This is a genomic window from Geodermatophilus poikilotrophus, from assembly GCF_900111455.1.
Classification (GTDB): Bacteria; Actinomycetota; Actinomycetes; order Mycobacteriales; family Geodermatophilaceae; genus Geodermatophilus; species Geodermatophilus poikilotrophus.
In genome coordinates, this window is sequence record NZ_FOIE01000002.1 from 199,723 (window position 1) to 213,046 (window position 13,324).

The window sequence follows — 13,324 nt, forward strand, 5'->3', positions numbered from 1 at the left end:
CTAGTCGGGCGGCCGACCCCGCGTGCGCAGGCCGCCCTGTGAGCCTCGTCCACACGCGACGGGGGCCCGGGGCCCGCGCGGAGCGGGACCCGGCCCCGGTCGTCGAGGGGTGCTGTTCAGCTCACCGGAGGGCCACCGCGGTGGGCGTCACCGGGCGCGGCAGCATCGACGACCCGGTCAGCCAGGTGTCGACGGCGCCGGCCGCGGCGCGGCCCTCGGCGATCGCCCACACGATGAGCGACTGGCCGCGGCCCATGTCTCCGGCGACGAAGACACCGGGGACGGTGGACATGAACTCGCCGTCGCGGGCGATGCTGCCGCGCTGGTCGAGCTCCACGCCGAGGCCCTCGACCAGGCCGGTGCGCTGGGCGCCGGTGAAGCCCATGGCGAGGAACACCAGGTCGGCCGGCAGCTCGCGCTCGGTGCCCTCGACCTTCTGGAACCGGCCGTCGACCCGCTCCACGTCGTGGATGAGCAGCGCGCGCACGTTGCCGTCGTCGTCCCCGACGAAGCGCTCGGTGTTGACGCTGTAGAGCCGCTCCCCGCCTTCCTCGTGGGCGCTGGAGACCCGCATGACCATCGGGTAGGTCGGCCACGGGTTGGTCTCGGCCCGACGGTCCGGCGGCGCCGGCATGATCTCCAGCTGGGTCACCGAGAGCGCCCCCTGCCGGTGGGCGGTGCCGAGGCAGTCCGCGCCGGTGTCACCGCCACCGATGATCACGACGTGCTTGCCGTGCGCGTTGATCGGCGGCTCGTCGAGCTCGCCCAGCGCCTGCCGGTTGCCGAAGGGCAGGTACTCCATCGCCAGGTGGATGCCGTCGAGTTCCCGGCCCGGCGCCGGCAGGTCGCGGCCCAGGGTGGCGCCCCCGGCCAGCACGACGGCGTCGTACTCGCCGCGCAGCTGCTCGGTGGTCAGGTCGCCGTCCCGGCCGCTGCCGACCTCGACGCCGGTGACGAACCGGGTGCCCTCGGCCCGCATCTGGTCCAGCCGCCGGTCGAGGACGGCCTTCTCCATCTTGAACTCGGGGATGCCGTAGCGCAGCAGCCCACCGACCCGGTCGGCCCGCTCGAAGACGGTGACGTCGTGCCCGGCCCGGGTCAGCTGCTGGGCGGCGGCCAGCCCGGCGGGGCCGGAGCCGATGACGGCGACCTTCTTGCCGGTGTGCTGCTGCGGGGGCACCGGCTTGACCAGGTCGCGCTGGAACGCCTGGTCGATGATCTCCCACTCGATCTGCTTGATGGTGACCGGCGACTCCTGCAGGTTCAGCACGCAGGAGCCCTCGCACGGCGCCGGGCACAGCTTCCCGGTGAACTCCGGGAAGTTGTTGGTGGCGTGCAGCCGCTCGATCGCCTCGGTCCAGTCGTCGCGGCGGGCGAGGTCGTTCCACTCGGGGATCAGGTTGCCCAGCGGGCAGCCGTGGTGGCAGAACGGGATGCCGCAGTCCATGCACCGGGCGGCCTGCTGGCGCACCGCGGTGACCGGGAAGACGGCGTCCTCCCCGTTCTGCCGGGAGAGGTAGACGTCCTTCCAGTCCAGGATCCGCACGTCGACGGGACGCCGCGGCGGCAGCGCCCGCTCGTGCTTGAGGAAACCGGTCGAGTCAGCCACGTGCGGCCTCCATCACAGCTCGATCCACGTCCGTTCCTGCGGCCTCGGCGGCACGCCGGGCCTCCAGCGCGCGGCGGTAGTCGCGCGGCATGATCACGCTGAACCGCTCCGACCAGCGGCCCCAGTCGGCCAGCAGCGCGGCGGCCACCGGCGACTCGGTGTCCGCGGCGTAGCGGACCAGCACGTCGCGCAGCCACTGCGCGGACTCCCCGTCCAGCGGCTCGACGTCCACCATCTCGGCGTTGACCCGGTGCCGGGCCAGGTCGAGGACGTAGCCGATGCCGCCGGACATGCCGGCCGCGATGTTCCGGCCGGTCGGGCCGAGGACCACCGCGGCGCCGCCGGTCATGTACTCCAGCGCGTGGTCGCCCACGCCCTCCACGACGGCCAGCGCGCCGGAGTTGCGCACGCAGAACCGCTCGCCGACCCGGCCGCGCAGGAAGACCTCACCGGCGGTGGCGCCGTAGCCGATGACGTTGCCGGCGATGACGTTGTCCTCGGCGGCGAAGCCGGCCTCGCGGGCCGGCCGGACGACGATCCGCCCGCCGGACAGCCCCTTGCCGACGTAGTCGTTGGCGTCGCCGAACAGCCGCATGGTGATGCCCCGCGGCACGAAGGCGCCGAAGGACTGGCCCGCCGACCCGGTGAAGGTCAGGTCGATCGTGCCGTCGGGGAGGCCCTCGCCGCCGAAGCGCCGGGTGACCATCGAGCCCAGCATCGTGCCGACGGTGCGGTTCACGTTGCGCACCGGCAGCTCGAGGCTCACCGGCCGCGCGTCGAGCAGCGCGCCCTCGCACAGCTGGATCAGCGTCTGGTCCAGGGCGACGTCCAGGCCGTGGTCCTGCTCGCGCACCTTGTGCCGGGCCGCACCCTCGGGCAGGGCCGGCACGGCCAGCATGCGCGACAGGTCCAGCCCGGCGGCCTTCCAGTGGTCGACGGCCTTGCGGGTGTCGAGCAGCTCGGCGTGGCCGATCGCCTCGTCCAGCGAGCGGAAGCCCAGCTCGGCGAGGTACTGGCGCACCTGCTCGGCGAGGAACTCGAAGAACGTGACGACGAACTCCGGGCGCCCGGTGAACCGCTTGCGCAGCTCGGGGTTCTGCGTCGCGACGCCGACCGGGCAGGTGTCGAGGTGGCAGACGCGCATCATCACGCAGCCGGAGACGACCAGCGGAGCGGTGGCGAAGCCGTACTCCTCGGCGCCCAGCAGGGCGGCGATGACCACGTCGCGGCCGGTCTTCATCTGCCCGTCGGCCTGGACGACGATGCGGTCGCGCAGGCCGTTGGCCAGCAGCGTCTGCTGCGTCTCGGCCAGGCCCAGCTCCCACGGCGAGCCGGCGTGCTTGAGCGACGTCAGCGGCGCCGCGCCCGTCCCGCCGTCGTGCCCGGAGATGAGGACGACGTCGGCGTGCGCCTTGCTCACGCCGGCCGCGACCGTCCCGACGCCGACCTCGCTGACGAGCTTGACGTGGACCCGCGCCTCGTTGTTGGCGTTCTTCAGGTCGTGGATCAGCTGCTTGAGGTCCTCGATCGAGTAGATGTCGTGGTGCGGCGGCGGGCTGATCAGGCCGACGCCCGGCGTGGAGTGCCGGGTGCGGGCGACCCACGGGTACACCTTGGCGCCGGGCAGCTGGCCGCCCTCGCCGGGCTTGGCGCCCTGCGCCATCTTGATCTGGATGTCGTCGGCGTTGACCAGGTACTCGCTGGTGACGCCGAACCGGCCGCTGGCCACCTGCTTGATCGCCGAGCGGCGCAGGTCGCCGTTCGGGTCGGGCTGGAAGCGGTCGGGGTCCTCGCCGCCCTCACCGGTGTTGGACTTGCCGCCCAGCCGGTTCATGGCGATCGCCAGGGTCTCGTGCGCCTCCTGCGAGATGGAGCCGTAGCTCATCGCGCCGGTCTGAAAGCGCTTGACGATCTCGGTGACCGGCTCGACCTCCTCGAGCGGCACGGGCGGGCGGAGGCCGGTGCGCAATGTGAACAGGCCGCGCAGGGTCGCGGCCTCCTCCGACAGCTGGTCGACGGTCTTCGTGTACCGCTCGAAGACCTCGAACTGCCGCGCGCGGGTGGCGTGCTGCAGCAGGAACACCGTCTCGGGGTTGAACAGGTGCACCTCGCCCTCGCGGCGCCACTGGTACTCACCGCCGGTCTCCAGCCGCCGGTGCGCGCGCTCGGTCGGGTTCTCGGGGTAGGCGCGGCGGTGGCGCATGGCCACCTCCTCGGCGAGGACGTCGATGCCGACGCCGCCGAGGGGGCAGGAGGTGCCGGTGAAGTACTCGTCGACGATCTCCTGGGAGAGGCCGACCGCCTCGAAGATCTGCGCCATCGTGTACGAGCCGACGGTGCTGATGCCCATCTTGCTCATGACCTTCAGGACGCCCTTGCCCAGCGCCTTGACCACGTTGCGGACCGCCTGGGCCGACTGGATGCCGGTCAGCACGCCGTCGCGGATGAGGTCCTCGATCGACTCGAAGGCCAGGTAGGGGTTGACCGCGGCGGCGCCGTAGCCGAGCAGCAGGGCGACGTGGTGCACCTCGCGGCAGTCGCCGGACTCGACGACCAGCCCGACCTCCATGCGGGTCTTCTGCCGCACGAGGTGGTGGTGGACGGCGGCGGTCATCAGCAGCGACGGGATCGGCGCGCGGTTCTCGTCGCAGTCCCGATCGGAGAGCACGATGATCCGGGCGCCCGCGGCGATGGCCTTGCTGACCTTGGTGCGCAGCTGCTCGACCGCCTGCGCCAGCGCCGTCCCGCCGCCGTTGACGTCGTAGTGGCCGGTGATCCGGACGGCGGCGTACCCGGGCAGGTCGCCGTCGTCGTCGATGTGCAGGATCTTGGCCAGCTCGTCGTTGTCGATGACCGGGTACGGCAGGAACAGCTGGCGGCACGACGCCGGGGTGGCGCGCAGCAGGTTCTGCTCGGGGCCGAAGGTGCGGCCCAGGCTGGTCACCAGCTCCTCGCGGATGGCGTCCAGCGGCGGGTTGGTCACCTGGGCGAACAGCTGCCCGAAGTAGTCGTACAGCAGCCGGGAGCGGTCCGACAGCGCGGCGACCGGGGTGTCGGTGCCCATGGAGCCGATCGGCTCGGCGCCGGAGGACGCCATCGGGGTGAGCAGGACGCGCAGGTCCTCCTCGGTGTACCCGAACAGCTGCTGCCGGCGGACGACGGACTCGTGGCTGGGCCGGGCGCGGCGGCGCTCGGGCAGCTGCGGCAGGTGCACCAGGCCGGCGTGCAGCCAGTCCTCGTAGGGGTGCTCTCCCGCCAGGGCGCCCTTGACCTCCTCGTCGGAGACGATCTTCCCGGCGGCGGTGTCGACCAGGAACATGCGGCCCGGCTGCAGCCGGCCCTTGGCGACGACGTCGGAGTCGGGGATCTCCAGGACGCCGACCTCGCTGGCCAGCACGACCAGGTCGTCCTTGGTGTGCCACCAGCGGCCCGGGCGCAGCCCGTTGCGGTCGAGGACGGCGCCGATCAGCGTGCCGTCGGTGAACGCGACCGCGGCCGGCCCGTCCCAGGGCTCCATGATCGAGGCGTGGAACCGGTAGAAGGCCCGGCGGGCCGGGTCCATCTCGTCGTGGTTCTCCCACGCCTCGGGGATCATCATGAGCACCGCGTGCGGCAGCGACCGGCCGGACAGGTGCAGCAGCTCGAGCACCTCGTCGAAGGTGGCCGAGTCGCTGAAGTCGCTCGCGGTGACCGGGAAGATCCGCTCGAGGCCGAGCTCGGACGCGGGGCCGGCCGGGCCGTCGAACAGCGCCGTCTCCAGCTTCGCCTCGCGGGCGCGCATCCGGTTCCGGTTGCCCTTGATGGTGTTGATCTCGCCGTTGTGCGCGATCAGCCGGAACGGGTGGGCCAGCGGCCAGCTGGGGAAGGTGTTGGTGGAGAACCGGCTGTGCACCAGCGCGATCGCCGACGCGTAGCGCTCGTCGCGCAGGTCGGGGAAGAAGGCGGGCAGCTGGTCGGTGGTCAGCATGCCCTTGTAGGTGATGGTGCGGCTCGACAGCGAGGCGATGTAGAGGGAGCTGCCGGCCTCGGAGGCGACCCGCTCGGCCCGCTTGCGCAGCACGAAGGCGCGCCGCTCCAGCCGGGTGACGCCGTTGACGGCGACCCCGCCGCCGAACGCGGTGCCGTCGGCGCGGGCACCGATGGTCTCGGCGACGAACAGCTGGGCGAAGTGCGGCATGACCGCGCGGGCGGTGGGGCCGACGTCGGCGCCGTCCGGGTCGACCGGCAGCTCGCGCCAGCCGAGGACGGTCAGGCCCTCCTCGGCGGCGAGGCGGGCGACGTCCTCGACCCGCGCGGCGCGCTCGGCCTCGTCCACGGGCAGGAAGGCGACACCGACCGCGTACTCGCCGACCGGCGGCAGGTCGAAGTCCACCTCGGCGCGCAGCAGCGCGTCGGGGACCTGCGTGAGGATCCCCGCGCCGTCCCCGGAGTTCGGCTCGGAACCGGCGGCGCCGCGGTGGTCCAGGTTGTGCAGGGCGGTGAGCCCGGCGGCCACGGTCTTCCGGCTGGCACGACCCTGCACGTCGGCGACGAAGGCGACGCCGCAGGCGTCCTTGTCGTTGGCCGGGTCGTACAGGCCGCTCGCGGCCGGGACCGCGGAGAAGGGCACAGCGGTGCCGCCGGGGCCGGGGGGAGTCGCGGCGGGGGCGGTGGACTCGGGCATGTCACTCCCGTCGTCGGCACGCCGCCCGGGCGCCGTCGGCGGTGACGGGAGCGGGGCGGGGGCGCTGGGCCCGGCCGGTGGTCAGAGGGCAGAGGAGCGGGCACTGCGGGGAGCCGGCCGGCGGACGGTCGGGGACCGTGGGCCCGGCTGGGGCGAGCGCCGGGGGTGGTGCCCCGGCGCTGTCGTCCGCGGGGCGGCACTGGCCCGGTTCCGACGCGTGCGACCCCGACAGGATCACTGCGGGGCCTTGGCAGAAGGGTACACAGACGCAACACCGATCTCGTACGCCTGACGGCACCGGGACGGCGCGTCGTCCTCAGGACCCGGGGTGTCGCGGGCGCCCGCCGTCACCAGCGTCTTCGCCGTCCCGGGGCTCCACGGCGCCCGGGGCGACGGCGGGAGCGGCGTCGGCCCGGTCGCCGCGGGTCTGCCCGGTGTCGGCAGCGTCACGTCCCCGCCCGATCACCTCGCGGGGCCGGCCGCGCTGCCAGACCAGGTAGGCCACCGCGAGCAGGCCGACGACCACCGAGGTGTAGACGTTGATCCGGATGCCGGCGATGGTCTCCGCGGGGTCGCTGCGCAGCAGCTCGATCCACAGCCGGCCGACGCAGTAGAGGGCGACGTAGAGCGCGAAGGCGCGCCCGTGGCTGAGCCGGAACCGCCGGTCGGCCCAGATCACGACGAGTGCGGCGGCCAGGTTCCACAGCAGCTCGTAGAGGAACGTCGGGTGGAAGGTGCCGAGCACGAGCGGCTGGCCGTCGGGGCCGGTCACCGCCTCGGTGCCGGTCCAGTCGTGGATCGTCAGTGCCCAGGGCAGGTCGGTGGCGCGCCCGTAGAGCTCGTTGTTGAACCAGTTGCCCAGCCGGCCGATGGCCTGCGCGACGAGCAGCCCAGGGGCCACCGCGTCGGCGAAGGCGGGCAGCGGGATGCCCCGGCGGCGGCAGGCGATCCACGCGCCGACCCCGCCCAGGGTGATCGCGCCCCAGATGCCGAGGCCGCCCTCCCAGATGGCGAGGGCCCGCACCGGGTCGCCGCCCTCGCCGAAGTACGGACGGGGACTGCTGATCACGTGGTAGAGCCGGCCACCGATGATCCCGAACGGCACGGCCCACACGGCGATGTCGAGGACCTCACCCGGCGCCCCGCCCCGGGCCACCCAGCGGCGCTCGGTGATCAGCACCGCCGCGACGATCCCGGCGATGATGCACAGCGCGTAGGCGCGGATGGGCAGCGGGCCCAGCTCCCAGACGCCCTGCGTCGGGCTGGGGATCGCGGCGAGCGCCGTCACGGGACGGTCACCGGACGGCGCACGCCGGCGGCGAGGTCCTCCGACAGCCGGCGCACGCCGTCGGCGCCCCGGCCCTCGAGCAGCTCGCGCACGTAGGCCGACCCGACGATGACGCCGTCGGCGAAGGACGCGACCTCGGCGGCCTGGTCGCCGTTCGAGACGCCCAGCCCCACGCACACCGGCAGGTCGGTGACCGCGCGGGTGCGGGCGACCAGCTTCTCCGCCGCGTCACCGACGGTGGCCCGGGTGCCGGTGACGCCCATGGTGGAGGCGGCGTAGACGAAGCCCCGGCAGGCCGCGGCGGTCGCGGCCAGCCGCGCGTCGGTCGAGGACGGCGCGACCAGGAACACCCGGTCGAGGTGAGCGGCCTCCGACGCGGCCAGCCACGGCCCGGCCTCGTCGGGGATGAGGTCGGGGGTGATGGCCCCCGCTCCCCCGGCGGCGGCCAGGTCGGCGGCGAACCGGTCGACGCCGTAGCGCTCGACCGGGTTCCAGTAGCTCATCACCACCGGGACCGCACCCGCGGCGGCGACCGCCTGGACGGCGCGCAGCACGTCGCGCATGCCGACGCCCGCGCGCACCGCCGGGTCGACGGCCTGCTGGATCACCGGGCCGTCCATGCCCGGGTCGCTGTAGGGGACGCCGACCTCGACGACGTCGGCCCCGCCCTCGACCGCGGCCACCATGGCCGCGATCGAGCGGTCGACGTCCGGGTAGCCGACCGGGAGGTAGGCGACCAGCGCCGAGCGTCCCTCCGCCCTGGCGCCGGCGATGGTGTCCTGCAGGCGACTCACGCCGACTCCCCCGCGTCCTGCCCGGCGACCGCGTCGCCGGAGGTGACCGCGCCCTCGATGGGCTGCTGGTCGGTGTCCATGCCGGCGCCGGGCTCGACGTGCTCGCGGTCGCCCAGGCCGAACCAGCGCGACGCCGTCTCGACGTCCTTGTCGCCGCGGCCGGAGAGGTTGACCAGCAGGAGCGCGTCCGGGCCCAGCTCCTTGCCGAGCGTGATCGCCCCGGCCAGGGCGTGCGCCGACTCGATGGCCGGGATGATGCCCTCGGTGCGGCACAGCAGCGCGAAGGCCTCCATCGCCTCGGCGTCGGTGACCGGGCGGTACTCCGCGCGGCCGATGTCGTGCAGGTGGCTGTGCTCGGGGCCGACACCCGGGTAGTCCAGGCCGGCGCTGATCGAGTGCGACTCGACCGTCTGGCCGTTCTCGTCCTGGAGCAGGTAGGAGCGGGCGCCGTGCAGCACCCCCGGCGTCCCGCCGGTGATGGTCGCCGCGTGCCGGCCGGACCCCACGCCGTCCCCGCCGGCCTCCAGGCCGACCAGGCGGACGCCGTCGTCGGGGACGAAGGCGGTGAAGATGCCGATGGCGTTGGAGCCGCCGCCCACGCAGGCCAGCACGGCGTCGGGCAGCCGGCCGACCCGCTCGAGCACCTGGGCGCGCGCCTCGTCGCCGATGACCCGCTGGAAGTCGCGGACCATCTCCGGGAACGGGTGCGGGCCGGCGACGGTGCCGAACACGTAGTTCGTGGTCTCCACGTTGGTGACCCAGTCGCGGAAGGCCTCGTTGATGGCGTCCTTGAGGGTGCGCGAGCCGGTGGTGACCGGGACGACCTCGGCGCCGAGCAGCCGCATCCGGGCGACGTTGAGCGCCTGGCGCCGGGTGTCCTCCTCGCCCATGTAGATCGTGCAGGACAGCCCCATGAGCGCGGCCGCGGTGGCGGTCGCGACGCCGTGCTGCCCCGCGCCGGTCTCGGCGATGACCCGCCGCTTGCCGATCCGCCGGGTGAGCAGGGCCTGGCCCAGCACGTTGTTGATCTTGTGCGAGCCGGTGTGGTTGAGGTCCTCGCGCTTGAGCCAGATGCGCGCCCCGCCGGCGTGCTCGGCGAACCCCGGCACCTCGGTGATCGGGCTCGGCCGGCCGGTGTAGTCGCGCTGCAGCGCGGCGAACTCCTCGATGAAGGCCGGGTCGACGCGCATCGCGCGGTAGGCCTCGGTCAGCTCGTCGAGGGCGGCGATCAGCGCCTCCGGCACGAAGCGGCCACCGAAGACCCCGAAGTGGCCGGTGGCGTCGGGCCAGCTGGGGTGCGCCGGCTCGAGTCGCTCCCCGGGCGGGTGGACGGCGCTGGTGGTCATGGGCCCAGTGTCCCGCGCCTCGGCGTGCAGGTGGTGGAGGGGGTCAGCGCGCCGGACCTCAGGACTGGGGCGACGCCTGCTCCTGCGGTCGTGCCCGCGCTCCTGCGGTCGTGCAGCACCGCAGGGGCGCACGGGCTGCCGCACGAGCAGCAGGCGCTCAGCGGGGGGTGCGCGGGGTGGCCGGGTGCGCGCCGGCCGTGACCAGGTCGGCGACCGCCTGGCGGGCGTCGCCGGCGGTGACCAGGCCCTCGCCGACGAGGACGGCGTCGGCGCCGGCCGCCGCGTAGGAGATGAGGTCGTGCGGGCCGCGGACGCCGGACTCGGCGACCTTCACCACCTCCGACGGCAGCCCGGGGGCGATCCGCTCGAAGGTGGAGCGGTCGACCTGCAGCGTGGTGAGGTCGCGGGCGTTGACGCCGATCACCGCGGCGCCGGCGGACAGCGCCCGGTCGGCCTCGGCCTCGGTGTGCACCTCGACGAGCGCGGTCATGCCCAGCGACTCGACCCGTTCCACCAGCCCGAGCAGGGCGTTCTGCTCGAGCGCGGCCACGATGAGCAGGACGACGTCCGCCCCGTGGGCCCGCGCCTCGTGCACCTGGTAGCTGGTGACGACGAAGTCCTTGCACAGCACCGGGACGTCGACGGCGGCGCGGACCGCGGCGAGGTCGGCCTGGCCGCCGCCGAAGCGGCGCCTCTCGGTGAGCACGCTGATGACCCGGGCGCCACCGTCGGCGTACTGCCGGGCCAGCACCGCGGGGTCGGGGATGTCGGCGAGCGCGCCCTTGGAGGGGCTCTGCCGCTTCACCTCGGCGATGACGCCGACGCCGGGCGCACGCAGCGCGGCGAGGGCGTCGAGGGGCGGGCGGGCGTCCCGGGCGGCGGCCTTGACCTCCGCCAGCGGGGTGGCCGCCTCACGGGCCGCCAGGTCCTCACGGACGCCGGCGACGATCTCGTCGAGCACGGACACGAGTCCCTCCCCGCTGCTGCTCGTCATCCGCCCACCGGGCCATCGGAACCGGCCACCGGGCGCGGCCCCGGCCGGGACCCGATCCGTGGACCCACTCTAGAGGCGGCGGACCCGCCGACTCCCCGCGGGGGCGGCCGGACACCCCGCACAGGGGTGTGGAGCCGGCGGTCCCGGGTAGTCAGCGCTGTTCGCCGGGGTCCTCGGTGGGGTCCTCGCCACGGTCGAGCGCCCGCCAGGCGTCCAGGGCGCGGTCCTCGTCGGTCCGCCGGCGGACGGGCGCCGCGGCGGCGGGGCGCTCGTAGCGGCGTCCCATGCCCGGCCAGCTCGACCCGCGCAGCACGGTGAGCAGGCCGGCCGCCACCGCCAGCAGCCCGGCGACGAGCACCAGCACCGGCCAGGCGGCGGACACCCCGGCCGTGAGCGTGCTCCCCGGCGTCCCGCTGCCGACCACCCCGGCCGCCGTGACCTCCGCGTCGGTGAGCAGCGTGCGCAGGCCCGACCAGCCGAGCACTCCCCCGGCGACGGCGGCCAGCAGGCCGATCAGGACGCGACCGGCGCCGCGGACGGCGACCAGCGCCACCGCGGCCGCCAGCAGCACCAGCCCACCCGCCGGGACCAGCGGTGCGAGCTGTGAGCCGGTCAGCTGCTCGGTGACCGGCGGCAGCGGCTCGGGCCGTTCGACGGTGGCCGTCACCCAGGTCTGGCCGCCGGCGGACAGCGCCAGCCCGCCGGCCGCCGCCGCCCCGACGACGGCCGCCGCCATCTCCCGGCGGGCCGTCCCCGTCACGGGAGCTCCCGCATCCCCTCCGCCGTGGCGATCGCCGAGAGCACCGCGCGTGCCTTGTGCCGGGTCTCGGCCTCCTCAGTGCCGGGGTTGCTGTCGGCCACGACACCCGCACCGGCCTGCACGTAGGCCCGCCCCTGGTGCAGCACCGCCGTCCGGATCGCGATCGCCATGTCGAGGTCGCCGCCGGCGTCGACGTAGCCGACGGTGCCGGCGTACAGCGCCCGCCGGGTGGGCTCCAGCGACTCGATGATCTCCATCGCGCGCGGCTTGGGCGCCCCGGAGACGGTCCCGGCGGGGAAGGTCGCGTCGAAGACGTCGAGGGCGTCCCACTGCGGGGCGACCTCGCCGGCCACGGTCGACACCAGGTGCATGACGTGGCTGTAGTGCTCGACGCGCATGAAGTCGGGCACCTCCACCGAGCCCGGCACGCAGACCCGCCCCAGGTCGTTGCGGGCCAGGTCGACGAGCATCACGTGCTCGGCGCGCTCCTTGGGGTCGGCGAGCAGGCCCTCGGCCAGCCGAACGTCCTCCTCCGGGGTCGCGCCGCGCGGCCGGGTCCCGGCCGGCGGGTGCACGACCGCCGAGCTGCCGGTCACCGTGACCAGCGCCTCCGGCGAGGAGCCGACGACGTCGAACGGCGACTCCCGCCCGGCGAAGCGCAGCAGGTACATGTACGGCGAGGGGTTGGTCGCCCGCAGCACCCGGTAGAGGTCCAGCGCCTCGACCTCGGTGGGCACCTCGAAGCGCTGCGAGAGCACCACCTGGAAGGCGTCGCCGGCCCGGATGTGCTCGCGCACCCGCTCCACGCCGTCCTCGAAGACGCCCGGTGCCATGTTGCTCCGCACCGGCGGCGGCGCGGCCGTCGCGAAGGTGGCCACCCCGGGGAGCGCGGCCTTGGCCAGGTCGGCGGCCATCGCGTCGAGCCGGGTCACCGCGTCGTCGTAGCCCTCGGACCCGCGCAGCGCGTTGGCGATGAGCAGCACCGTGCCGTCGTGGTGGTCGAGCACCGCGAGGTCGGTGACCAGCATGAGCGCGAGCTCGGGCATGCCGAGGTCGTCGACGGCGGTGACCGGCAGCCGCTCCAGCCGCCGGACGACGTCGTAGCCGAGGTAGCCGACCAGGCCGCCGGTCAGCCGGGGGAGGTCGGCGTTCCGCGGCGAGCGCAGCCGGCGGGCCAGCGTGCGGACGGCGGCCAGCGGGTCGGCGGGCAGGTCGTCGGTGAGGCCGGGCAGCTGTTCCCCCAGCCACAGCGCGGCGCCGTCCCGCTCGCTGAGCACCCCGGCGCTGCGGACGCCGACGAAGCTGTACCGGCTCCACTGCTTGCCCTGCTCGGCCGACTCCAGCAGCACCGTGCCCGGCCGGTTGCCGGCGAGCTTGCGGTAGATGCCGACCGCGGTCTCGCCGTCGGCGAGCAGCCGCCGGGTGACCGGGACCATCGGCTGGTCCAGCGCCGCGAACTCCGCCCGCGAGGGGGAGGTCTCACCGAGCCGCACGGGTGACCTCCAGCTCGCGGTGGAAGCAGGAGCGCTCGCCGGTGTGGCAGGCCGGCCCCTCCTGGTCGACGAGCACCAGCAGCGCGTCGCCGTCGCAGTCCAGGCGCACGTCGCGGACCCACTGGCGGTGCCCGGAGGTCTCCCCCTTCACCCAGTACTCCCGCCGGCTGCGCGACCAGTAGGTGGCCCGGCCGGTGCTGAGGGTGCGGCGCAGCGCCTCGTCGTCCATCCACGCGACCATGAGCACCTCACCGGTGTCGTGCTGCTGGACGACGGCGGCGACCAGACCGGCGGGGTCGCGGCGCAGGAGTGCGGCGACCGCGGGGGCCAGGGCGGACTCGGCGGCGGGGACGGCGGACACGGTCCGATCGTCCCAC

General features: G+C 74.6%; 9 protein-coding genes. All 9 read right to left on the reverse strand.

Annotated elements, in window-relative coordinates:
• Positions 1-121: 121 nt before the first annotated feature.
• Complete coding sequence (locus BMW27_RS05455) at positions 122-1,609, reverse strand: glutamate synthase subunit beta (protein WP_091440376.1); 1,488 nt, start codon at positions 1,607-1,609, stop codon at positions 122-124.
• Positions 1,602-6,272 (reverse strand): glutamate synthase large subunit, encoded by a 4,671-nt coding sequence (gene gltB, locus BMW27_RS05460; protein ID WP_245743319.1) that lies wholly within the window; start codon positions 6,270-6,272, stop codon positions 1,602-1,604. The genes BMW27_RS05455 and gltB overlap by 8 nt, the downstream gene beginning before the upstream one ends.
• Positions 6,273-6,588: 316 nt before the next feature.
• Positions 6,589-7,560: a prolipoprotein diacylglyceryl transferase gene (gene lgt / locus BMW27_RS05465; protein WP_091440379.1), complete on the reverse strand. Its 972-nt coding sequence runs from the start codon at positions 7,558-7,560 to the stop codon at positions 6,589-6,591.
• Complete coding sequence (gene trpA, locus BMW27_RS05470; RefSeq protein WP_091440382.1) at positions 7,557-8,354, reverse strand: tryptophan synthase subunit alpha; 798 nt, start codon at positions 8,352-8,354, stop codon at positions 7,557-7,559. The genes lgt and trpA overlap by 4 nt, the downstream gene beginning before the upstream one ends.
• Positions 8,351-9,700, reverse strand: a complete 1,350-nt coding sequence (trpB, locus tag BMW27_RS05475) for a tryptophan synthase subunit beta (RefSeq protein ID WP_091440386.1) — start codon at positions 9,698-9,700, stop codon at positions 8,351-8,353. Before trpB ends, trpA begins: the two co-directional genes overlap by 4 nt.
• A gap of 157 nt (positions 9,701-9,857) precedes the next feature.
• Positions 9,858-10,667: an indole-3-glycerol phosphate synthase TrpC gene (trpC, locus tag BMW27_RS05480; protein WP_217638047.1), complete on the reverse strand. Its 810-nt coding sequence runs from the start codon at positions 10,665-10,667 to the stop codon at positions 9,858-9,860.
• A 178-nt stretch (positions 10,668-10,845) separates the two neighbouring features.
• Positions 10,846-11,454 carry a Trp biosynthesis-associated membrane protein gene (locus BMW27_RS05485; protein WP_245743320.1) on the reverse strand — a complete coding sequence of 203 codons (609 nt, stop codon included), beginning with the start codon at positions 11,452-11,454 and terminating at the stop codon, positions 10,846-10,848.
• Positions 11,451-12,947 (reverse strand): anthranilate synthase component I, encoded by a 1,497-nt coding sequence (locus tag BMW27_RS05490; RefSeq protein ID WP_091440390.1) that lies wholly within the window; start codon positions 12,945-12,947, stop codon positions 11,451-11,453. Before BMW27_RS05490 ends, BMW27_RS05485 begins: the two co-directional genes overlap by 4 nt.
• Positions 12,934-13,308, reverse strand: coding sequence for a phosphoribosyl-AMP cyclohydrolase (gene hisI, locus BMW27_RS05495; RefSeq protein ID WP_217638048.1), 375 nt, complete (start codon positions 13,306-13,308; stop codon positions 12,934-12,936). Before hisI ends, BMW27_RS05490 begins: the two co-directional genes overlap by 14 nt.
• Positions 13,309-13,324 lie beyond the last annotated feature (16 nt).